Origin of the sequence: Bradyrhizobium sp. 63_E2_N1_3 (genome assembly GCF_052076005.1) — a bacterium.
Lineage (GTDB): Bacteria > Pseudomonadota > Alphaproteobacteria > Rhizobiales > Xanthobacteraceae > Bradyrhizobium > Bradyrhizobium barranii.
Genome location: NZ_CP197235.1, coordinates 1,381,208 through 1,403,390, shown reverse-complemented (window position 1 = coordinate 1,403,390; position 22,183 = coordinate 1,381,208). Strand labels below are relative to the sequence as shown.

Below are 22,183 nucleotides of genomic sequence, written 5' to 3'. Positions count from 1 at the left end.
GCCCCCATCTCAGATCACCGCCGAAAGAAATGCCCTGGTGCGCTCCTCGCGCGGCGCACCCAATACGTCCGAGGCGCGCCCCTGCTCGACGATCGCGCCCTGGTCCATGTAGACGACGCGGTCGGCGACCTCGCGCGCGAAGCCGAGCTCGTGCGTCACCACCATCATGGTCATGCCGCTCTTCGCCAGCTCCTTTATGACCGCGAGAACCTCGCCGACGAGTTCCGGATCGAGCGCGCTGGTCGGCTCGTCGAACAGCATCAGCATCGGCTTCATGGCGAGCGCACGCGCAATCGCCACGCGCTGCTGCTGGCCGCCGGAGAGCTGCGCGGGATACCAGTCCGCCTTGGCGGACAATCCGACGCGCCGGAGCAGTTCGAGCGCCTCCGCGCGCACCTCGTCGGACTTGCGCCCCTGCACCTGAAGTGGACCTTCGATGATATTCTCCAGCGCGGTCTTGTGCGGAAACAGGTTGAAGCGCTGGAACACCATGCCAGTCTTCAGCCGCTGCCGCCCGATCTCCCGCTCGCTGAGACGGTAGAGCTTGCCGCTTTGCTCGCGCACGCCAAGCAGCTCGCCGTCGAGCCAGATGCCGCCGGCATCGATCGCGGCAAGCTGGTTGATGCAGCGGAGCAGCGTGGTCTTGCCGGAGCCGGAGGCGCCGATCAAACACATCACCTCGCCGGGCCAGACGTCGAGCGAGACGCTTCTGAGAGCCTGGAACTCTCCAAAGCTCTTGCTGACGGTGCGGATCGCGACGAGGGGGTTTGTCATCGCGCCAGCCGCAATGTGCCGCGGGCAAAACGGCGTTCGAGCAGCATCTGGAGCGGCGTCAGGATCGAGACCACGAGCAGGTACCAGAGCCCGGCAACGATCAGCAGCTCGATCACGCGCGAATTGGCGTAGTAGATGTTTTCGGCGTTGTGCAGCAGTTCCGGATACTGGATGACGCTCGCGAGCGAGGTCGCCTTCACCATGCCGATGAACTCGTTGCCGAGCGGCGGGATCACGACGCGCATCGCCTGCGGCAGGATGATCCGGCGCAGCGCGCGCAGCCGCCCCATGCCGATCGCCTGTGCCGCCTCGTATTGCCCGATGTCGACCGACAGCATGCCGGCACGCATCACCTCGGACGTATAGGCGCCCTGGTTGATGCCGAGCCCGAGCAGCGCGGCAAGGAACGGCGTCATGACGTCGACCGCGCGCGCAGACCACAGGCCGGGAATGCCGATGGTCGGAAACACCAGCGCGAGGTTGAACCACAACAGCAGTTGCAGGATCAGCGGCGTGCCACGGAACAGCCAGGTGTAGCCGGCCGCGACCGTCTTCAGCACCGGATTGGGCGACAGCCGCATGACCGCGACGACGACGCCGAGGACAATGCCGAGCGCCATCGCCAGCACCGCCATCACCATCGTGTTGACGATGCCTTCGAGAATGACTTTTGCGGTCAGGAAGCGGCTGACATAGGACCATTCGATCTGACCGCCGGCGAAGGCGCGCACGATCACCGCCAGCACGAGGACGATCAGCGCCGCGCTGAGCCAGCGAAACCAGTGCGGCTCGCGCGCGACCCGCATCCCCGACAGATCAGGGAAACCCTCCGCGAGTGCCGGCACCGGCTTCATTGCGGCGCCGCATTCAGCATGGGCTGGGCCACCGCGTTGGCCCCCAGGCCCCATTTGTCGAGAACGGCCTTGTAGGTGCCGTCGGCGATCATCGCCGTGAGCTTCTCCGTCACCACCTCGCGCAAAGCCGCATCGTCCTTGCGGAACATGATGCCCTGGTAGCCTTTGGCGAAGGGCTCGCCGACGACGCGATATTTGCCGGGCTCCTGCGTCTGCGCGTAAGGCAGCGTCTCGCTGCCCTGCACTGCGGCGTCGATGCGGCCCTGCTTGAGCTGGTTGCGGACGTCGATCGAGTTCTCGCCGGGGACGTACTGAATGGCCGGCTTGCCGGCCGGCTCGCAGTTCTGCTTGCTCCACTTCTCGATCTCGACCGGGAAGCTGGTGCTGCGGGTGGTGCCGACCTTCTTGCCGCAGAGATCGGTCGCGTCCTTGGCCGCATTGTCCGCCATCACGAAGAACTGCGGGCCGGTCGCGAGGTAGTCGACGAAATCGGCGGTCTCGCGCCGTGAGGCGCGGTCGGAGATGCCGGAGATGATGAAGTCCGCGCGCCTGGTCTGGAGCGACGGGATCAGCTCGGCGAACGGCGTCTCGCTCCAGACGATTTTTACGCCAAGCCGCTTCGCAAGTTCGTTGGCCAGATCGACGTCGAGCCCGACGAGCTCGTTGGTGGCGGGATCGCGGTACTCCATCGGCGCGTAGGTGGAGTTGACCGTGAGCTTCAACGCGCCCGCCTGCTTGATCTCCGCGGGAAGCTCCGCCGCTTGCGCCGACGTTACGGTAGCCAGTACTGCGAGACCGAGAGAGAGCGAGAGGCGTATCATGTCAGCTCCTTTGCCAACGTTTTGCTTTGAGTCCTTTGCCAGCGCCGTGCCAGTCAGTCCGCGTCGAGAACGGCCGGCTCGATGACGCCAGCGCGTTCGGTGATCACCCTGTATTGCTCCGGCCGCCGGTGGGCGGCGAAGTTGAACATCTTGTCCTTGCCCTGGCGGCAGAGATCGAGATCGATGTCGGCGATGATCACCTCGTCGGCCAAAGTCTGGGCTTGCGCAACGATGCGGCCATTGGGATCGACGATGCAGGAGCCGCCGATCAACCCGGAGCCGTCCTCCTCGCCCGCCTTCGCCACCGAGATCGCCCAGGTCGCGTTCATGTAGGCGTTGGCCTGCGTCACCAGCGTCGAGTGGAAGGTGCGCAAGGACGCGTCTTCAGTGACGCCGCCATTGGGATCATAGGCGGCCGAATTGTAGCCGATGCAGACGAGTTCAACGCCTTGCAGGCCGAGCACGCGCCAGGATTCCGGCCAGCGGCGGTCGTTGCAGATCATCATGCCCATGATGGCGTGGGCCCAGGCCGATCCGGCGCGGAAAGCGGGAAAGCCGAGGTCGCCATATTCGAAATAGCGCTTCTCGAGTTGCTGGTAGCGCGCGCCTTCGCGCGGCTCGACCGAACCCGGCAGATGCACCTTGCGATAGCGGCCGAGGATCTCGCCGTCGCGATCGACCAGGATGGCGCAATTATAACGTCGACCGTCCGGCGTCAGCTCCGCATAGCCGACATAGAAGCCGACGCGCAGCGCGCGCGCACGGTCGAACAGTTTTGCCACGGCCGGGTTCGGCATGCCGCGCTCGAAATAGTGGTCGAGCGCGTCGCCTTCGAGCAGCCAGCGCGGGAAGAAGGTGGTGAAGGCAAGCTCGGGAAACACCACGAGGCTGGCGCCGTGGCCGGCGGCCTCCTCCAGCATGTCGAGCATTCGCGCCAGCGTATGCTCGCGCGTATCGGCTTTTTGCGTCGGCCCCATCTGTGCGGCGGCGGCGCGAAGGACACGAACCAAGATTGCCTCCAATATGTGCGCAGTGCTGCCTCAATGGGCGAATGAACCCCTTGATGCGACGTGCAAATCCGCGACCATTACGCGGAAGCGGGGCTGCAAAATCAATTCGTTCTGCTATGATGTTTTGGCCCAGAGTATAATTGGCAGTGATATGAACCTGCGTCAGCTCGAGATCCTGCGTGCCGTCATCCGCCATCGCACCACGGTGGCGGCGGCGGACGAACTGGCGCTGTCACAGCCCGCGGTCAGCAACGCGCTGAAGACGATGGAGGCGCAGGCGGGCTTTGCGCTGTTCGAGCGCGTCAACAACCGGCTGTTTCCGACCGCGGAGGCGATGGCGCTCTACAAGGAGAGCGAAGCCATCTTCGCGCTGCACGCCAAGCTCGAGAACCGCGTCCGCGATCTGCGCGAGAACCGCTCCGGCCATCTGGCGCTCGTCGCGACGCCGCCGCTGGCCTACAGCATCATCCCGTCGGCGCTCTCAAGCTTCCTTCGCCGCCGCCCGGAGACGCGGGTGTTCTTCGACGTGCGGCGCTATGAGGGCATCATCGAGGGGGTGCTCAGCCGCGTTGCCGAGCTCGGCTTCGCGCTCGGGCTGACGCATCATCCCGGCATCGCGCATGAGGTGGTGCACACCGGCGAGATGGTGTGCGTGCTGCCGCCGCGGCATCCGCTTGCCGACAAGCCCGTGATCTCGGCCGCAGATCTCTCCGGCATGCCCTTCATCGGGCTCGAGCGCGGCACGCGGCTCGGTGAGGCCGTGCGCGACAGCTTTGCCCGCGCCGGCGCGCCGTTCCAGCCGACCGTCGAGGTGCGCTACTGCAACACGGCTTGCGTGCTCGCCGCGGCCGGCGTCGGCGCCGCCGTGGTCGATCCGTTCTCGCCGCGGCAGAACGGCGGCAGCGGCCTCGTGGTGCGGCCGTTCACGCCCACGACGCACGCGGTTGCCTATATGCTATGGTCAGAATCCGAGCCGCTGTCGCGCCTGGCCAAGGCGTTTCTCAACGAGGTCCGGAAAGAGAGCGCACAGCTGGCACGCACAGCGCCACACCAGCAACATGGGGCAGAAAGCGACTGAGCTTCGCAACCTTTTCACCCGGGGGGCACATGGCACGCATCACCATCATCGAGACCGGACAGGTCCCGCAGAAGTACCGCGAGCAGCACGGCTCGTTTCCCGACATGTTCGAGCGCATGGTCCGCGCCGAGGATCCGACCGCCACGGTGGACGTCGTCAGCATCCCCAATGGCGACGCACTCCCCGACCCGAGCAAGCTCGAGGCCGTGCTGATCACCGGTGCTGCCGCCGGTGTCTATGACGGGCTCGACTGGATCGCGCCGCTGGAAGATTTCGTGCGCACGGCTTACGCCAACAAGACGCCGATGGTCGGTGTCTGCTTCGGCCATCAGCTGATCGCGCAGGCGCTCGGCGGCACCGTGCAGAAGTCGGAGAAGGGCTGGGGCATCGGCCGCCACGTCTATCAGGTGCTGCCGGAGAACGGCGTCGTCGACGGCAAAGCGGTTGCGATCGCCGCCTCGCATCAGGACCAGGTGGTCGAGCCGCCCAGCGATGCGCTGACGATCCTCTCGTCCGAATTCACCCCGCATGCGGGCCTGCTCTACGCCAACGGCACCACGCTGACCGTGCAGCCGCATCCGGAATTCGACGTGGAGTTTGCGCAAGTGTGCTGCGAGCTCCGCGACGGCAAGGCGCCGGAGGATGTCGTTGCGACCGCGAGGGAGTCGCTGGCGGAGCCGATGGACAACGCGAAGCTGGGTGGGGCAATCACGCGGTTTTTGGCGAGGCGCGCGGCGCCTTAATTCAAGGTCCTCGCCACGCGCACCTCTTCCCTTCTCCCCTTGCGGGAGAAGGTGGCGCGAAGCGCCGGATGAGGGGTTGCCTCAGCGCACTCAATAAGAGTCGGACTCGCGGAGGGAGACCCCCTCACCCGTCTCGCCGCTGCGCGGCGAGCCACCCTCTCCCACAAGGGGCCTGTTGCGTTATCGGCTCTTGAGGCTGAAGACGTCAGGAGCGAGTGCCCTGGTCCCGGCAATTGCCTGCCAAGATCTGTAGTTGTCGCCCTGAGCGGGCAGCTCACGCGGCGATCGTGGCCCACCGCCTCATGTTGAAGGCGATCGAGGCGAGCAGGACTTGCCCGGTCGCCTTGATCAGACCGACGTAGCGGATGCAGGTCAGCCGCATGCGGCGTTTGAGAGTAGCGAAGGTGGTTTCGACCTGGGCTCGTCGGCGCGCGATGAGGAGGTTGTAGCGTTTGAGCCTGGGCGGCAGTTCCGGGTGATGTCTGTTGGGCCGACGAGCGATGCGGGGCTTCTTGCCTTCCGCCTTCAGCCGGGCCCGTCGGGCATGGGTGTCGTAAGCCGCATCGGCCCAGACCACGGCTTCATCGCCGCGAATCAAAGCGTCCGCCGGTGTCGTGTCGTTGATGTTGGCCGGTGTGGTCAGTACCGCGCGGATCAAGCCGGATCCTTCGTCCACACCCACATGAGCCTTGTAACCGAAGGTCGAGCCGCTTTTGCCCTGCCGTTTGGCAAACCGGGCATCAGGGTCGTTTGAGGGGCGATCCGCCTTGGGCGGAGCCGAGACTGCCTGGATCAAGGTCGCATCCAGCATCGTGCCGCGCTTGAGGATCACGCCAGCATTCTCAAGCTGACGATCCAATTCGCCAAACAGCTTCTCCAGCAGGCCTTGTTCAACGAGCTGGTTCCGGAAGCGGTTCAGGACCGTATGGTCGGGCGTCGCATCCTCAAGGCTCAAACCGACGAAGCGCTTGAACGACAACCGGTCGCCCAGCGCTTCCTCGAGTTCGCGCTCCGAAAGACCATACAGCGACTGCAACAGCACAGCACGAAACAGCACCAGCACCGGATAGCCTGGACGACCGGGGCTCCCTTCATCCCGCAAATGGCCGATCAGCTTCTCGAACCGGTACCACTTGACCAGGCCGGCCAGCCGATCCAGCGCCGCATTGGCGCCGGCTCCCTTCGGCATCAGTGCTTCCACAAAGCTCGGCTGTCCCGTCCGCTTGACCGCCATCGCTACCCTCCAAGGCTTTGCCCTAGGGAATCACAATTGACGAATTACGCAACAGGCCCACAAGGGGAGAGGGTGCAGCGAGCTCGCTGCACTATCTCCGCAAACCTCAGAACGGATCCGTCCCCAGCCCCGGCACATCCGCCGGCCGCGGTCCCGGCGCCGGCCAGTGAAACCGGCGGTCCTTCTCGGCAATCGCGATATCGTTGATCGACGCCTCGCGGCGCCGCATCAGCCCGTGCTCGTCGAACTCCCACTGCTCGTTGCCGTAGGAGCGATACCACTGGCCGCTGGCGTCATGCCATTCGTACTGGAAGCGCACCGCGATGTGATTGCCGTCGAAGGCCCATAGGTCCTTGATCAGGCGATACTCCCGCTCCTTCTCCCATTTGCGGGTGAGGAACGCGACGATGGCCTCCCGGCCCTGGAACACCTCCGAGCGATTGCGCCAGCGGCTGTCCTCGGTATAGGCGAGCGAGACTTTCACCGGATCGCGCGAATTCCACGCGTCCTCGGCCATGCGCGCCTTTTGCGCGGCGGTCTCACGGGTGAAGGGTGGAAGCGGCGGGCGCGACATGGTGGCCTCATCGGTTGGTCCGGGCCGCAATTTATCGCCGCAATTGGCGGAGTCGATAGGCCATCACCTATCGGCCGATCACTTATCGGGCGATCAGGAAATCAGATCGGCCTTCATCAGGGCGCGGATCGATTTCGGGATCGGCTGAGCGCGGCCGCCGCTGATGAAGGCGACGCGCACCTCGGCTTTCACCAGCACGTCCTCAGCCCGCCGCACCTCCTGCGCCAGCATGATGGAGGCGCCCTTCACCGCAACCGGCCACGTCACGACGTCGAGCACGTCGTCCATCCGCGCGGGCTTCAGAAAGTCCAGATGCATCGAGCGCACCACGAAGGCAAAGCCCGCGCCCTCCGTTTCGACCTGGTCGAACAGCGCCTGCTGCTCGGCGCCCATCAGCCGCAGATGATTGGTGCGCCCGCGCTCCATGTAGCGGAGATAATTGGCGTGATAGACGATGCCGGAAAAATCCGTGTCCTCGTAGTAGACGCGGACCTGCATGTGATGGCGGCCGTCGCGGATCTCGCCGTCGAGATGGGCTGTCACGTCGCGAGCCTCTTCGCTTTTTGCAACCGACCCGTTTTGCGCAAAAACAGCCGGCCGCGCAAGCGCAGGTTATGCCACGGCCGGCGTCCTTCCCAGCGTCACTTCGACGATTTCAGGCGGCACGCCGACGCGGACCGGCATGATGCTGCAGCCGAGGCCGCCGGAGACGATGACGTCGCATTTCAGCCGGAAGTGACCATAGGCGAGCTGCACGCCGTGCTGAGGCGAAACAGCCGGCGACCAGCCGAACAGGCGGACCTGGCCGCCATGGGTATGGCCGGACAGTTGCAGCGCGACGCGCGCGGGTACGAGCGGCGCGATATTTGGCTCATGCGCGAGCAGGATAACCGGCGCATCGTCGGTGACCTTCGCCAGCGTGCCCGCGAGATCGTCGGCGCCAAGCCGATGCACGCGGCCATAGCGCTTCGCGGGATAGTAGGCGAGCTGGTCGCCGAGGCCCGCGAGCCAGAAGGAGCGTCCGTCCTTGGTGAGACGCACGACGTCGTTCTCGTAGACGGGAATGCCGGCCGCCTCCAGCGCGCGATGGGCGGCTGTCGGCCCGTGCCCGGCCTGCTGCACGGCCCTGTCCACCCAATAGTCGTGATTGCCCATGACGGCATGGACGCCGAGCGGTGCCTTGAGGCCCGCGAGCACCTTGGCCCATTCGCTCGACGGAATGATGCGCGTGACCTGGTGAACACCCGCAACATAGTCGCCGAGCAACACGATGACATCGGCGTTGAGCGCATTGGTGCGATCGACGATGCCCTCGATCCGCTCCAGCGACATCCAGGGATCGCAGGCATGAATGTCGGTGACGATGGCGATCTTGAGCGGAAAATCCGCCGGCCATTGCCGCGGGGTCGGGTGATAACGGGTGACGCGGAGCCGCAGCGGCTCAATGCCGACGCCATAGGCCGCGGTCGAGACGCTTAGCGCGGACAGGCCGCCGATGGATCGAATGAGATGACGACGCGTGATCATGGAAGCCCGATGGTGATGCAGCTTTGTGATGCGGTCCGATTGGAGCGGAATTGGGGTCCGCTCGTGCAGACGGCCTGCATTTGCGTGCAGACCGTTTGCACAAAGGTTACCGGAAGTTCATGACAACCGACGCACCTTACATCACCGCAATTAGTCGTCGCTCTCGTCCGAGCCGAACAGGCCGAACTGTGCCGCGGCATCGCGCGAGGGCTCGGCGATGCCGAGATGGCGGAAGGCGTGCGAGGTGAGCAGACGGCCGCGCGGAGTGCGCTGGAGATAGCCGCACTGAATGAGATAAGGCTCGATGATGTCCTCGATCGCATCGCGCGGCTCGGACAAGGCGGCGGCCATCGTCTCGACGCCAACCGGGCCGCCACCATAGTTCTGCGCGATGGTCGTGAGGTAGCGGCGGTCCATGGCGTCGAGGCCCGCGGCGTCGACCTCGAGCGCGCTCAGCGCATGATCGGCGATCTTGCGGTCGATCGAGGCGGCATCGGCGGCGGAGGCGAAATCGCGCACGCGCCGCAGCAGGCGGCCGGCGATGCGCGGCGTGCCGCGGGCGCGGCGCGCGATCTCGTTGGCACCGTCGGCGCTCATGCCGACATTGAGCACGCGCGCGCCGCGGGTGACGATGCTTTCCAGCTCTTCGATCGTATAGAAGTTGAGGCGGACCGGGATGCCGAAGCGATCGCGCAAGGGATTGGTGAGGAGGCCGGCGCGCGTGGTGGCGCCGACGAGCGTGAATTTCGACAGCTCGATCTTCACCGAGCGTGCCGCCGGGCCCTCGCCGATGATCAGGTCGAGCTGAAAGTCCTCCATCGCGGGATAGAGCACCTCTTCCACCGCCGGGCTGAGCCGATGGATCTCGTCGATGAAGAGCACGTCGCGCTCTTCGAGGTTGGTGAGGAGCGCGGCGAGATCGCCGGCCTTGGCGATCACCGGACCCGAGGTCGCGCGAAAGCCGACGCCGAGCTCCTTGGCGACGATCTGCGCCAGCGTGGTCTTGCCGAGGCCGGGCGGGCCTACGAACAGCACGTGATCGAGCGCCTCGCCGCGCTTGCGTGCCGCCTCGATGAAGATCGAGAGGTTCTTGCGCGCCTGCTGCTGGCCGACGAAATCGGACAGCGACTGCGGGCGTAGCGCGGTGTCGCCGACGTCATCGGAGCGGCGCTCGGGCGTGACGATGCGTGGGGGAGTGGTCATGCGGGCAGGATAACACGATGCAGCGGTTTCGCGAGCCACCAGCACAGGCTGGCCGGAATGACGGCGACGACGGCGAGCATCGCCGAAAGCTTCAGCGCCTCGGGCGCGGAACGGACACTCGGCACGATCACCGCCGAGGTTTCGGAGGGCACGACGAACATGCCAACCATGACGAAGCCGGCCGCGCCCACGGCGGCGGCGAGCCACGCCATCCAGATCATGTTGAGATCGGCGTAGACCGCCGCCAACGCAAATATCAGGCCGGCGACGACTGCAGGAAGGAACGAGGCGAGAATCGTGACGATGGCCAACAGCACGACCGCGATCGAAACCAGAGCACGCAGTGCTTCCAGTTCGAGGAACACGAGAAACATCTGCAGCACCGCGGCGCCGAGCGCCGTTACCGTCACAGCAACCAACGCGGCGGTCGTCAGCGGCCCGACAATGGAGAAAATCACGACGATACCGGCCACGCGCGAAAGGCGACGAAGCAGGGCGGCGACGGGATTGGCGTGGGCCGCGCTCACTTCGACAGCTCCTTCAGGCCTAGCCGGATGAGTTGCGCGGTCTCGGCGCTCTCGCCCGCGCTGCGCGATGCCGATGCGATGGCCGCAGCCGCCTGCGGCTGGCCGTAGCCGAGATTGACCAGCGCAGAGATCGCGTCCGCCACCGGGCGCGGCGCGCGCTGGTCGTCGACGGCGCCGGCGAGATGGACGACGGCGGGATCGACATTGGCGAAGGCTGGCGCCTTGTCCTTCAGCTCGGTAACGATGCGCTCGGCAACCTTGGGGCCGACGCCCGGCGTGCGTGCCACCGCGGCCTTGTCGCGCAGCGCGATCGCGTTGGCGAGATCGGAAGGCGCCAGCGTGCCGAGCACGGCGAGCGCGACCTTGGCGCCGACGCCCTGCACGGTCTGGAGCAGGCGAAACCATTCGCGCTCCTGATCGGTGCGGAAACCGAACAGCTTTATCTGGTCCTCGCGGACATAAGTCTCGATCGACAGCACCGCGGCCTCGCCGGGCGAGGGCAGATGCTGCAGCGTGCGGGCCGAGCAATGCACCTGATAGCCGACCCCGCCGACGTCGAGGAGCACATAATCCTCGCCGTAGGAATCGATCAGGCCCTTGAGCTTGCCGATCATCTCGGGACCTCAGCTACGGCAGGCACTTCTCTCTCGTCATGGCCGGGCTTGACCCGGCCATCCACGCCTTTGACATCGACGAGAAAGAACGTGGATGCCCGGGACAAGCCCGGGCATGACGCCGGCGATGCATGACGATCGATCATATCCCCACCACCTTCAGCCTGAGCGCCGTGCTCTGGCGGTGATGGGCGTGGGTGATCGCGATGGCGAGCGCGTCGGCGGCGTCCGCTGACGGCGGCTCGGCTTTCGGCAGCAAGATCTTCAGCATCATCGCGATCTGGTGCTTGTCGGCGTGGCCGGCGCCGACCACCGTCTTCTTGACCTGGTTCGGCGCGTATTCGGCGACGGTAATGCCGAACATCGCGGGCGCCAGCATGGCGACGCCGCGGGCCTGGCCGAGCTTCAGCGTCGCGACGCCGTCCTTGTTCACAAAGGTCTGCTCGACCGCGGCTTCCATCGGCTTGTGACCGGACAGGACGGCGGCAAGCCCCTCATGGATCGCGAGCAGCCGGCTCGCCAGCGGCAGATCGTCCGGTGGTTCCACCGAGCCGCAGGCGACGTAGATCAAACGATTGCCCTCGGCCTCGATCACGCCCCAGCCGGTGCGGCGCAGGCCGGGGTCGATGCCGATGATGCGAACGGGGCCACGAATCGGGAGCGCAGTCATGGGCCAGTGATAGCGGCTGGCTGCGGTGGGGGAAACAGAAACAGAACGGAAGTAACAGGGGAAGTGGGGCTCGTCGGAGATCGCCGCGCTGCCCGCAGCACCCTCCGACGTCATACCCCGCGAAAGCGGGGTATCCAGTACGCCGCGGCTTCTCCGTTTCCCTCAGACGTCTCTGGAATACTGGGTCGCCCGGTCAAGCCGGGCGACGACAGCGGAATCCGGGGCTGGTGGCGACCTCAGCCGCCAATCTTCGCCATCAGCGCGTCCGACACCTCGAAATTGGCGTAGACGTGCTGGACGTCGTCGTGCTCGTTGAGCAGGTCCATCAGCTTCAAAAGCTTCTCGCCGGTCTCGTCGTCGACCGCGACCGTATTCTGCGGCTTCCAGATCAGAGCGGCCTTGCGCGGCTCGCCGAACTTGGCTTCCAGCGCCTTGGCGACGTCGCGATAGCCTTCGGTCGAGGCGTAGATCTCGTGTCCACCTTCGCCCGATACCACGTCGTCGGCGCCGGCCTCGATCGCGGCATCCAGCACCGCGTCGTCGGAGGCGACGCTGCGGTCGTATTCGATGATGCCGGTGCGGTCGAACATGAAGGAGACCGAGCCGGTTTCGCCGAGATTGCCGCCCGACTTGGTGAAGAAGGAGCGGATGTCGGAGGCGGCGCGGTTGCGGTTGTCGGTCAGCGCCTCGACGATGACGGCGACGCCGCCGGGGCCGTAACCCTCGTAGCGGATCTCGTCATAGTTCTCGCCCTCATTGCCGAGCGCCTTCTTGACGGCGCGCTCGATATTGTCCTTCGGCATGTTCTCCTGGCGCGCCGCGATGATGGCGGCACGCAGGCGCGGGTTCATGTTGGGGTCGGGGGTGCCCAGCTTGGCCGCGACGGTGATTTCCCGCGCCAGCTTGCCGAACAGCTTCGACTTCTGGGCATCCTGCCGCCCCTTGCGGTGCATGATGTTCTTGAATTGGGAATGTCCGGCCATGCGTGTCTCGTAAGGAATCGTGCGCCAAAGGTGAGCGTGGGAAGCGCGGCCTTATAGGCCGCCAACCCACCGGAATGAAAGAGGCTCTACGACTTTAAGGTAATACCGTAGTGTCCCGTGCCTAGGAGTCAGGCACCGTTAACCCTGATTTCATTCCGGCTTGCGAAAATAGCAACCGCCCGTTCCCCGACAAGAGTGACCTGATGGCGTTCGCATTGTTTCGGAAGCGTCTGCCCGACTTGTCCACGCCCGTGGCACCCCCACAGGCCGCGCCGTCGCCGGCCGATCCCGCGCCCGCCCTGTCGGCCGAGGGCGATTCCGCCAGGGAAATCCTGGAACTGCTGGAACTCGAGCTCGGCGCCATGATCCGCCAGCTCGAGCGCGCCGCCAATTCGGTGGCCGGCGGCGCGGAGGCGACCGCGGCAACGCTCGCGGACATTCGCGAGCGCACCGACGCCCTCACCGGTCGGACCAATGCCGCGCAGTCGAACGCCTCGACCTTCGCCCATGCCGCCGACAAGTTCACCCAGTCCGCGCAAGGCATCGGCGCGCAGGTGCGCGAGGCCGGCAAGCTCGCCGACGAAGCCAGCGCCGCGGCGCAGGAAGCCCGCGCCAATGTCGACCGCCTGCGCGAATCCTCCGCCGCCATCGGCAATGTCGTCAATCTGATCGCGCAGATCGCGCGGCAGACGACGCTGCTCGCGCTCAACTCGACCATCGAGGCCGCGCGTGCGGGTGCGGCCGGCAAGGGCTTTGCGGTCGTCGCCACCGAAGTGAAGGCGCTCGCGGTGCAGACCCAGGGCGCGACGGAGGAGATCACCAGGAAGATCGACGCGCTTCAGCGCGACGCCGCCGGCTCGGCCGACGCCGTGCATCGCATCGCGCAGGCGATCGAGGCGATCCGCCCGGTGTTCGATACCGTCAACGGCGCGGTGGCCGAGCAGAATGCCACCACCAGCGAGGTCTCCGGCAACGCGGCCAGCGCGTCGCAGTTCGTCATCTCGGTCGGCGAGAGCGCGGCCGAGATCGATGCCGCGACCAAGGCGGCCGAGACCCACGGCGAGAACGTCGCCAGCGCCGGCAAGGCCGTCACCACCTTCGCGCGCAAGCTGAAATCGCGCTGTGCCGTGCTGCTGCGCCAGAGCGAGCACGACGACCGCCGCAAGACCGAGCGGCTGCCCTGCCATCTCAAGTTCGAAGCCGCGCGCGGCGTGTTGCAGGTCTACGAGATCGCGATGGACGGCGTGCTGATCGGCGGCGCGGAGGCGGCGAAGCTTGCCACGCAGGCCGTCGTCGACGGCACCCTCGAAGGCGTCGGCGCCTGCCGCCTGCGCGTGATCGAGCAGTCCAAGACCGGCGCCCGCGCGCAGTTCGTCAGCCCCAACGCCGATCTCAGCGAGAAGATCGAAGACAGGCTCTGGTCGATCCACGAGGAGAACACCGAGTTCGTCACCCGCGCCATGGAAGCCGGCACGGCGGTGACCCGGATTTTCGAGCAGGCGGTTGCACGCGGCGAGGTCAAGATCGACGACCTCTTCGACACCGATTATGCGGAAATCGCCGGCACCAATCCGCAGCAATACCGCACGAAATATCTGGACTGGGCCGACCGCACGCTGCCGCCGTTCCAGGAAGCCTTTCTCGCCAAGGAACCGCGCATGGCATTCTGCGCCATGGTCGACCGCAACGGCTTCCTGCCGGTGCACAACAAGATCTATTCGCATCCGCAGCGGCCGGGCGACACCGCCTGGAACACTGCCAACAGCCGCAACCGGCGGATCTTCAACGATCCGGCAGGGCTCGCCGCCGCGCGCAACCTGCGCTCGTACCTGGTCCAGAGCTATGCCCGCGACATGGGCAACGGCAACACCGTGATGATGCGCGAGATCGACGTCCCGATCCGCGTCCAGGGCCGGCACTGGGGCGGATTCCGCACGGCTTACAAGCTGTAGTGCACGCTCAGGCAAGACGCCGGCCGCGAATCATCCTTTAAGGCTGGAATTGGAATGGGAATGCCGCGGAGAGCCGGCGAACGGCTCTGACTGGAGGACTCTCAAAACATGTCCGTCGCACAATTTGCAGTCCTGGACACCGGCTCCAACCGGACACTTGCCGAACGTCTGATCGACCAGCTCGCCGACCGCATCGGCGGCCTCGGCGTCGAGCTCGCCGACATCGCCGGCAACGTCCAGGAGGTCGCAAACCGCGTCGCGAACCAGTCCGAACGGTTCCATCACCTCCAGGAGACGGCCGAGACCATGGTCTCGGCCAATCACGATATCGCCAACGCATCGCAGGCGGTGCAATCGACCGCATCGGCGGCGGTCGGCGAGATCGCGCAGTCGCGCGGCGCGGTCGACACCGCGGTCAGCCACATCTCCGAGCTCGTCGCAGCCGTGGAGCGGATCGAGGCGCGCCTGAGCGCGGTCGGCTCGGCGCTGGCGCAGGTGGCAAAAGTGTCCGGCTCGATCGAGGCGATCGCGAAGCAGACCAATTTGCTCGCGCTCAACGCCACCATCGAGGCGGCCCGCGCCGGCAATGCCGGCCGTGGTTTTGCGGTGGTCGCAAGCGAGGTCAAGAATCTCGCGGAGGCTACCCGTGCGGCCACGCATCAGATCTCCGACACCGTGCGCGATCTCGACGGCCAGATCGAAGGCCTGATCGGCGAGAGCAGCGACGCTTCGCAACGCGCTAAGACTGCCGGCGAAGGCGCCCAGCAGATCTCCGGCATCATCTCGCGGGTCCAGCAGGGTTTTGCCTCGGTGGAAGCGGAGATTGACAGCGTCACGCGCGCCGCGACCTCCAATCTCGGCCATTGCGACACGGTCATCAGCGAGCTCAACGAGCTCGCCAAGGGCGTCGACCTGTCCTCGCGCGATCTCAAGAACGCCGATCAGCGCGTGACAAAACTGCTCGACACCTCCGAAGCGCTGATCGCAATGATCGCCGACAGCGGCGTGGAGACATCGGATGCGCCGCTGATCCGCGTCGTCGTCGAGACCGCAAAGCGGATCTCGGACGAGTTCGAGGCCGCAATCGACCGCGGCGAGATCACGCTCGACCAGCTCATGGACGAGAACTACCGGGAAACCCCCGGCACCGATCCCAAGCAATACAAGACCAACTACGTCGACTTCACCGACCGCGTGCTGCCCGCCATCCAGGACCCAATCCAGAAGTCCGATTCCCGCATCGTGTTCTGCGTCGCCTGGGCCAAGGGCGGCTATCTGCCGACCCACAACCCGAACTACCGCCTGCCGCAGGGCAAGGACCCCGTCTGGAACAACGCCAATTGCCGCAACCGCCGCCTGTTCAGCGATCGCGCGGTGAAGAAGGTCGCGGCCAACACAAAACCGTTCCTGCTCCAGACCTATCGCCGCGACATGGGCGGCGGACAGTTCGTGCTGATGAAGGACCTGTCCTCGCCGATCGTGATCCGCGGCAAGCACTGGGGCGCCTTCCGGATGGGTTTTCGGCAGAGCTGAGGGTCGCTCCGGCGGCCCCCTGAATCAAAAACCTGAAAAACAACCCCATGCACAGTAGCGGGGGCCAGGGGAATCAAGGACTTACGCCGGCAGGCCAGGACGCAGTTTGACGCGTCGGGCAAAACAGGCGCATAATACTACTATTCCGAAATCACCCATACGTGCAGACAAACCCCTCACCCGGGTCAGTCTGCATCTGCCAGCGCAGCAGCCCACTCCCGCAAAGTGGAGCTATCGCGTATGGCATTTTGCACGACCTGAGCGCGCGCCTCGTCCTTCGAGACGACCGCTTCGCGGTCTCCTCAGGATGAGGCTAAGCGGCATCGGTGCTCGTCAAAACGACGGCCGCACACTCAGTCCTCATCCTGAGGGCCCGCCGCAGGCGGGCGTCTCGAAGGATGGCCGCGAGCAAGGACGTGCCACGGCCCGACTTTCCCAATCGCACGAATTTCGTCATCGCATGAATTTCCGCATTCGCACGATCATCTGCGGCGATCAACGATGCATGCGACGAAAATGCGTCACAACATGACGATTATCATATCAATTGGCCCAATTCCGCTGCAGCGATCGCCGCACAAATTCGTGAACGTCATGGCCTGACGCGTCGGCAACGCAAATATGCATCGCCGGATATTCTGGCGCTTCATCGTTTCGCATCAGTATGATTATTGTCGCGCACGAATTCGCCGACGAGATCGCCGCAAGCGATCAAGCGAGCAAGGGGATGCATATGGCAACAACTCTCACCATCAACGGCGAAACGAAATCGTTCGACGCGCCGCCGGAAATGCCGCTGCTGTGGGTGCTGCGCGACATCCTCGGAATGACGGGCACGAAATTCGGCTGCGGCATCGCGCAATGCGGTGCCTGCACGGTGCATGTCGACGGCAAGGCCGTGCGCTCCTGTGTCCTGCCGGTCAGCGCGGTTGCGAACCGCGCCATCACCACCATCGAACATGTCGGCAATACGCTCGCAGGCGCGAAGGTGCAGAAAGCCTGGCTCGATCTCGAGGTGGTCCAGTGCGGGTATTGCCAATCCGGCCAGATCATGGCGGCCGCCGCTCTACTGGCAACCACCTCTCATCCGGATGATTCCGACATCGACGCCGCGATGGCTGGCAACATCTGCCGCTGCGGCACCTATGTCCGCATCCGCGAGGCCATCAAGCAGGCCGCCAACGGCCGTCAGTCGTGAGGTCCGCCATGAATGCACACAACAGCCTCTCCCGCCGCACGCTTCTGACCAGCGGTCTTGCGACCGGTTTCCTGCTCGCCTTTCACCTGCCCCTACGGGCCGCCGTCAACGAGCCGGAGCAGCCGAAGGATACGACCGACGGCAAGTTCGCGCCCAACGCCTTCATCCGTATCGACGAGACCGGCCAGACCACGCTGATCATGCCGCAGGTGGAGATGGGTCAGGGCATCTACACCTCGATCTCGATGGTTCTGGCCGAAGAGCTCGACGCCGATTGGGCAAAGGTCGGGGCGTTGCACGCGCCGCCAAACGACAAGTTCTACGCCAATCCCGCCTTCGGACTGCAGGCGACGGGTGGTTCGACGTCGATCCGCGCCTGGTGGAAGCCGCTACGCGAAGCGGGTGCCAGCGCGCGCGCGATGCTGGTGCAGGCCGCCGCCGCGCAATGGCAGGTCGAGCCCGCGAGTTGCACGACGTCCAAGGGCGAAGTCATCCATGCGGCAAGCGGCCGCAAGCTCGGCTATGGTGAGCTCGCGCTGGCGGCACAGAGCCAGACACCGCCGAAGGATGTCCCGGTCAAGGACCCCAAGGACTTCGTCCTCATAGGCCAACCGCTGAAGCGGCTGGATACACCGGACAAGGTCAACGGCAAAGTCGTCTACGGCATCGACGCGATCCTGCCCAACATGAAGATTGCCGCGATCGCCAATTGCCCGGTGTTCGGCGGCAAGGTCGGCAAGGTCGATGACAGCGCAGCGATGAAAGTCGCCGGCGTGCGCAAGGTCGTCGTGCTCGACGACGCCGTCGCCGTGATCGGCGATCACATGTGGGCGGCCAAGAAAGGTCTCGAAGCGCTCAAGATCGAGTGGAACGAAGGACCGAACGCCAAGATCTCCACCAAGGACATCTGGGACGATTTACGCAAGGCCAGCGAGAAGGATGGCGCGATCGCGAAATCCGTCGGCGACATCGCCAAGGGGCTTGCCAGCGGAGACAAGTTCGAGGCGAGCTTCGAACTGCCGTTCCTCGCGCATGCCTCGATGGAGCCGATCAACGCCACCGTTCACGTCAGGCCGGATGCCTGCGAGATCTGGACCGGCACACAAATCATGACGCGCGTGCAGTCGGAGGCGGCGAAGGCCGCCGGCCTTCCCGTCGAGAAGGTGATCGTCAACCAGCACCTGCTCGGCGGCGGTTTCGGCCGCAAGCTCGAACCCGATATGGTGGTTGCGGCGGTCAAGATCGCCAAGCAGGTCGACTATCCCGTCAAGGTGATATGGACCCGCGAGGAGGACATCCAGCACGACGTCTACCGCCCGGTCTATCGCGACCAGGTCAATGCGACCCTGGTCGATGGCAAGGTGGCGGCCTGGAAGTACAAGATCGCAGGTTCTGCGGTGATTGCCCGCTGGCTGCCGCCAGCGTTCCAGAAGGGCGTCGATATCGACGCGGTCGACGCCGCCGTGGAGACGCCCTACGACTTTCCCAACTTCCACGTCGAATATGTCCGTGCCGAGCCACCGGCTGTGCCGACCGGCTTCTGGCGCGGTGTCGGCCCGAACAACAATGTGTTCGCGTTCGAATGCGCGCTGGACGAACTTGCGCGCAAGGCCGGCAAGGATCCGGTCGAATTCCGAAGGTCGATGCTGACCAAGACTCCGCGTGCGCTCGCGGTGCTCAACCTTGCCGCGGAGAAATCCGGCTGGGGCCAACCGCTGCCGGCCCGCGTTGGCCGTGGCGTCTGCCTGCAGCCATCGTTTGCGAGCTTCCTCGCAACTGTGGTGGAAGCCGAGATCGACGACATCGGCGAGATCACCCTGCGCCGCATCACCTCGGTGGTGGACACCGGCATTGCGGTCAACCCCGATACGATCAAGGCGCAGATCGAGGGCGGGCTGATCTTCGGCCTCACCGCCGCGCTCTATGGCGAGATCACCATCGACAAGGGCCGCGTGCAGCAGTCGAACTTCCACGACTACCGCATGATGCGCATCAACGAGACGCCGAAGATCGAGGTCATCGTCGTCAAGAGCGGCGAAGCGCCCGGCGGCATCGGCGAAGCCGGCGTCAATGCCGGACCACCGGCCCTGCGCAACGCGATTTACGCCGCAACCGGCGTGGCGCTGCGGCGCCTGCCGATCGACCGGAAACTTCTGGCTGCGGGGAAGAAGGCATGAGCGGCAAGATGCGTATCCTCACAAGCCTGGTCGTGATCGCCATCGTCGTGGCGGCGCTCGGCGTCTGGATCATCCGTGGGCCCGGTCCGCTCGACTTCGCCGGCGGCACCAAAGTGGCGCTGGCGGATTATCGCGCCGGCAAGCCGACCGGCGTGCCGGCCAAGCTGGAGAAAGCGAGTGTGGTCGAGCGCGGCGAGTATCTCGCGAAGGCGGCCGACTGCATGGTCTGCCACACCAAGCCCGGCGAGAAGGAATATTCCGGCGGGCTCGGCTTCAAGCTGCCGTTCGGCACGCTCTATTCGACCAACATCACGCCGGACAAGGACACCGGCATCGGCAATTACAGCGACCAGGATTTCCTCAACGCGGTCCAGCGCGGCACGCGTCATGACGGCGCGCGGCTCTATCCGGCCATGCCCTACACGTCCTACACCTACATGACGGACGAGGACGTGCTGGCGGTGAAGGCGTATCTGTTCAGCCTGCCGGCAGTGCGCGCGAAAGCGCCCGACAACACGCTGTCGTTCCCGTTCAACCAGCGCTGGGCGATGATCTTCTGGTCGGCCGTGTTCAATCCGGACACGCGCTTTACGCCGGATACCTCGAAGAGCCCGGAGTGGAACAGAGGTGCGTATCTCGCCGAAGCGCTGGCGCATTGCGGCGAGTGCCACACGCCGCGCAATCTCGGCTTTGCGCTCGACAACCGCAAGAAGTTCGGCGGCGCGATCACGGCCGGCTGGCGCGCTTTCAACATCTCCTCCGACAAGGCCACCGGCCTCGGCAATTGGCGCGACGAGGATCTGATCTCGTATCTCTCGCTCGGCCACGCGCCGGGCCACGGCTCGGCCTCGGGTCCGATGGGCGAAGCGGTCGATCACAGCTTCAGCCAGTTCGCTCCCGAAGACATCCGCGCGGTCGTCGCCTATCTGCGCAGCGTGCCGCCGGTGGCCTCGCCCGACCTGCCTGCCACCACGGCACCGGCCGCGCCCGCCTCGCACAAGGACGGCGTCACGGCCGACGCACGCGGCAAGATGGTGTTCGCCAGCGCCTGCGCCAGCTGCCACGGCTGGAGCGGCGAGAGCCCGGTCTCGCCGATGGCGACGCTGACCGGCACCTGGGCCGTCAACGACCCCGCCGCCACCAACGTCGCGCAGATCGTGCTGTCGGGCACCAAGCGGCATACGCCCGACGGCGCGCTCTCGATGCCGGCGTTCGGCGATGCGTATAGCGACGACGAGATCGCGGCGGTGGCGAACTACGTCACGGCACGGTTCGGCACCAAGGGCTCGAAGCTGACGGCGAAGGATGTCGCGGAGCTGCGGGAGCAGACGGCGGAGTAGTGTACGACGAGATTGACGCGTGATCGCGCGCCAATCTCCGCCGTCGTCCCGGACAAGCGAAGCGCAGATCCGGGACCCATACCCACAGGGCGGGGTTTGGCGAAGATTCGGTGTGGGAGCTGTGCCCCGCACTACTCCCTGGGGTTATGGATCCCCGCCCCCGTGCGCAATTGCGCACTAGGCGGGGACGACACCGAGGATGTGGCGCCGCTTTCAGCTCAACCATAACATCGGCGCGGACGCGTCACCCGCCCGCGCCGATGCGTATCGTCACGTAATCGCAATCGGACATCCGTTGCTTCCCGTCGCGCCCTTGATGGGCGCCGGGGTGAACGAATAGACGAACTGATACTTCTTCTCGGCGATCAGATCGTCGAAGATCAGGTTCTCGTGGTTGTGGATGCCGTGCTTGGTCTGCAGCTCGGCGTGGACCACGAAAGCGAGCGACTTGTCGGGATTGGGCACCACCTCGACCGCCCAGGTGTCGGCGCCGGTCAGCGCAAGATCCTTTTCGACCACCCACTTCGCAGCATCGAGGCCGATGCCCGGCTCGCCACTGTTGAAGCGATCATTGTTCTTCATCCACAGCGAGCCCCAGCCGGTGTGGAACATGATCGCGTCGCCAGGCTTGATGTCGCTCTCGGGGATGTTCTGCTTCGCCAGCGCCGCCTTGATGTCAGCCGAGGTGATCTCCTGCCCCGCATCCATCATGCCGCCCTTGAGCGCGACCATGTCGAGCAGATGCGCGCGGGTGAAGATCGGCTTAAGCTTCTCGATGCCAAGCTTCTTGAGCCCGTATGCGTCGCTAATTTCTGCAGCTGTGAAGCCATTGTAGAATCGCATCTCGCTCTTGTCGCCGTCCTTGCCGAGCTGGACTCCAATATGGCCGAGGCCGTCGAACTGCGTACCGGTCTGGCCGATCTCGGTGGCCAGGAATTCGTCGTGATAGACCATCTTATTGTCACCGAACGGGCCGCCGGTCGGGCTGCCGGGAATGCGCAGTGCGAATATACGCGCACCAAACAGCGGCATGGCGGCTTCGTAGACGCGGCCGATCTTGTAGATCTTGCCGTCCTTGATCCATTTCGCCGCGTCGAGGACCTTCGCCGGGGTGATGTGGTTGGATGCGCCGGACTCGTCATCCTTACCCCATTTCGATGGCCACCAGGGCTTGTCGGTGCCCTTGGGCATGGAGGTTGCAGTCTGCGCCTGGGCCTCACTGATCGGTGCAAGCGCGAACTTGCCGTGCATCGAGCCGGCGAGCGCGGCTCCAGCAACGCCGGCGATGCCCGCGGTGCGGAGCAGGGTCCGGCGATCCGTCGTGGAGCCGCCGCCGTCTTGATCTACGTTATTGATCTCGTTAGACATTCC

At 65.3% G+C, this 22,183-nt stretch carries 21 protein-coding genes; 7 read left to right on the top strand and 14 right to left on the bottom strand.

Translation table 11 applies throughout. The features are described 5' to 3' along the window. Positions 1–9: 9 nt before the first annotated feature. The 4 genes from AB7531_RS06465 to AB7531_RS06450 are packed head-to-tail and all read right to left on the bottom strand — an operon-like array spanning position 10 to position 3,459. Positions 10–774, bottom strand: a complete 765-nt coding sequence (locus AB7531_RS06465) for an amino acid ABC transporter ATP-binding protein (protein ID WP_063981047.1) — start codon at positions 772–774, stop codon at positions 10–12. Next, positions 771–1,628, bottom strand: a complete 858-nt coding sequence (locus AB7531_RS06460) for an amino acid ABC transporter permease (RefSeq protein WP_063981046.1) — start codon at positions 1,626–1,628, stop codon at positions 771–773. Before AB7531_RS06460 ends, AB7531_RS06465 begins: the two co-directional genes overlap by 4 nt. Then, positions 1,625–2,449 carry an ABC transporter substrate-binding protein gene (locus AB7531_RS06455; protein WP_063981045.1) on the bottom strand — a complete coding sequence of 275 codons (825 nt, stop codon included), beginning with the start codon at positions 2,447–2,449 and terminating at the stop codon, positions 1,625–1,627. Before AB7531_RS06455 ends, AB7531_RS06460 begins: the two co-directional genes overlap by 4 nt. Positions 2,450–2,502: 53 nt before the next feature. Beyond that, on the bottom strand, positions 2,503–3,459 hold the full coding sequence (locus tag AB7531_RS06450; RefSeq protein WP_084795331.1) for an N-carbamoyl-D-amino-acid hydrolase: 957 nt from the start codon (positions 3,457–3,459) through the stop codon (positions 2,503–2,505). 151 nt (positions 3,460–3,610) lie between these two features. Between AB7531_RS06450 and AB7531_RS06445 the strand changes: the two genes are divergently transcribed. Further along, positions 3,611–4,537: a LysR family transcriptional regulator gene (locus AB7531_RS06445; RefSeq protein WP_063981043.1), complete on the top strand. Its 927-nt coding sequence runs from the start codon at positions 3,611–3,613 to the stop codon at positions 4,535–4,537. Positions 4,538–4,566: 29 nt separating this feature from the next. Further along, complete coding sequence (locus AB7531_RS06440) at positions 4,567–5,280, top strand: type 1 glutamine amidotransferase (protein ID WP_063981042.1); 714 nt, start codon at positions 4,567–4,569, stop codon at positions 5,278–5,280. A 274-nt stretch (positions 5,281–5,554) separates the two neighbouring features. On the opposite strand, the gene AB7531_RS06435 is transcribed toward AB7531_RS06440, so the two are convergent. The 9 genes from AB7531_RS06435 to AB7531_RS06395 all read right to left on the bottom strand — a co-directional run bounded on the left by AB7531_RS06435 (position 5,555) and on the right by AB7531_RS06395 (position 12,612). Continuing rightward, the gene (locus AB7531_RS06435; protein ID WP_283016890.1) at positions 5,555–6,514 is read right to left on the bottom strand and encodes an IS5 family transposase; all 960 of its coding nucleotides are present in this window, start codon (positions 6,512–6,514) and stop codon (positions 5,555–5,557) included. A 106-nt stretch (positions 6,515–6,620) separates the two neighbouring features. Next, complete coding sequence (locus AB7531_RS06430) at positions 6,621–7,088, bottom strand: nuclear transport factor 2 family protein (RefSeq protein WP_063981040.1); 468 nt, start codon at positions 7,086–7,088, stop codon at positions 6,621–6,623. A 93-nt stretch (positions 7,089–7,181) separates the two neighbouring features. Further along, positions 7,182–7,631, bottom strand: a complete 450-nt coding sequence (ybgC, locus tag AB7531_RS06425) for a tol-pal system-associated acyl-CoA thioesterase (protein WP_084794960.1) — start codon at positions 7,629–7,631, stop codon at positions 7,182–7,184. Positions 7,632–7,700: 69 nt separating this feature from the next. Continuing rightward, positions 7,701–8,615, bottom strand: coding sequence for a metallophosphoesterase (locus tag AB7531_RS06420; protein WP_063981039.1), 915 nt, complete (start codon positions 8,613–8,615; stop codon positions 7,701–7,703). A 150-nt stretch (positions 8,616–8,765) separates the two neighbouring features. After that, positions 8,766–9,818 carry a Holliday junction branch migration DNA helicase RuvB gene (gene ruvB, locus AB7531_RS06415; protein ID WP_063981038.1) on the bottom strand — a complete coding sequence of 351 codons (1,053 nt, stop codon included), beginning with the start codon at positions 9,816–9,818 and terminating at the stop codon, positions 8,766–8,768. Further along, entirely contained in the window at positions 9,815–10,345 is a 531-nt protein-coding gene (locus tag AB7531_RS06410; RefSeq protein WP_063981037.1) for a hypothetical protein, read from the bottom strand. Before AB7531_RS06410 ends, ruvB begins: the two co-directional genes overlap by 4 nt. Further along, entirely contained in the window at positions 10,342–10,959 is a 618-nt protein-coding gene (gene ruvA, locus AB7531_RS06405) for a Holliday junction branch migration protein RuvA (RefSeq protein ID WP_063981036.1), read from the bottom strand. The genes AB7531_RS06410 and ruvA overlap by 4 nt, the downstream gene beginning before the upstream one ends. 142 nt (positions 10,960–11,101) lie before the next feature. Beyond that, positions 11,102–11,629 (bottom strand): crossover junction endodeoxyribonuclease RuvC, encoded by a 528-nt coding sequence (gene ruvC, locus AB7531_RS06400; RefSeq protein WP_028157463.1) that lies wholly within the window; start codon positions 11,627–11,629, stop codon positions 11,102–11,104. A 236-nt stretch (positions 11,630–11,865) separates the two neighbouring features. Beyond that, complete coding sequence (locus AB7531_RS06395; RefSeq protein WP_063981035.1) at positions 11,866–12,612, bottom strand: YebC/PmpR family DNA-binding transcriptional regulator; 747 nt, start codon at positions 12,610–12,612, stop codon at positions 11,866–11,868. Positions 12,613–12,815: 203 nt separating this feature from the next. On the opposite strand from AB7531_RS06395, the gene AB7531_RS06390 reads away from it, so the two are divergent. From AB7531_RS06390 to AB7531_RS06370, 5 genes are all read left to right on the top strand, one after another. Next, on the top strand, positions 12,816–14,564 hold the full coding sequence (locus tag AB7531_RS06390; protein ID WP_283018003.1) for a methyl-accepting chemotaxis protein: 1,749 nt from the start codon (positions 12,816–12,818) through the stop codon (positions 14,562–14,564). A 108-nt stretch (positions 14,565–14,672) separates the two neighbouring features. Next, positions 14,673–16,097 (top strand): methyl-accepting chemotaxis protein, encoded by a 1,425-nt coding sequence (locus AB7531_RS06385; protein WP_063981033.1) that lies wholly within the window; start codon positions 14,673–14,675, stop codon positions 16,095–16,097. Positions 16,098–16,830: 733 nt separating this feature from the next. Continuing rightward, entirely contained in the window at positions 16,831–17,295 is a 465-nt protein-coding gene (locus tag AB7531_RS06380) for a (2Fe-2S)-binding protein (RefSeq protein WP_187387920.1), read from the top strand. Positions 17,296–17,303: 8 nt separating this feature from the next. Further along, positions 17,304–19,472, top strand: coding sequence for a xanthine dehydrogenase family protein molybdopterin-binding subunit (locus AB7531_RS06375; protein WP_063986084.1), 2,169 nt, complete (start codon positions 17,304–17,306; stop codon positions 19,470–19,472). Further along, positions 19,469–20,812, top strand: a complete 1,344-nt coding sequence (locus AB7531_RS06370) for a c-type cytochrome (RefSeq protein WP_063981031.1) — start codon at positions 19,469–19,471, stop codon at positions 20,810–20,812. The genes AB7531_RS06375 and AB7531_RS06370 overlap by 4 nt, the downstream gene beginning before the upstream one ends. A 270-nt stretch (positions 20,813–21,082) precedes the next feature. Here the strand turns inward: AB7531_RS06370 and AB7531_RS06365 are convergent, their stop codons facing one another. Next, complete coding sequence (locus tag AB7531_RS06365; protein ID WP_063981030.1) at positions 21,083–22,180, bottom strand: cyclase family protein; 1,098 nt, start codon at positions 22,178–22,180, stop codon at positions 21,083–21,085. Positions 22,181–22,183: the final 3 nt, after the last annotated feature.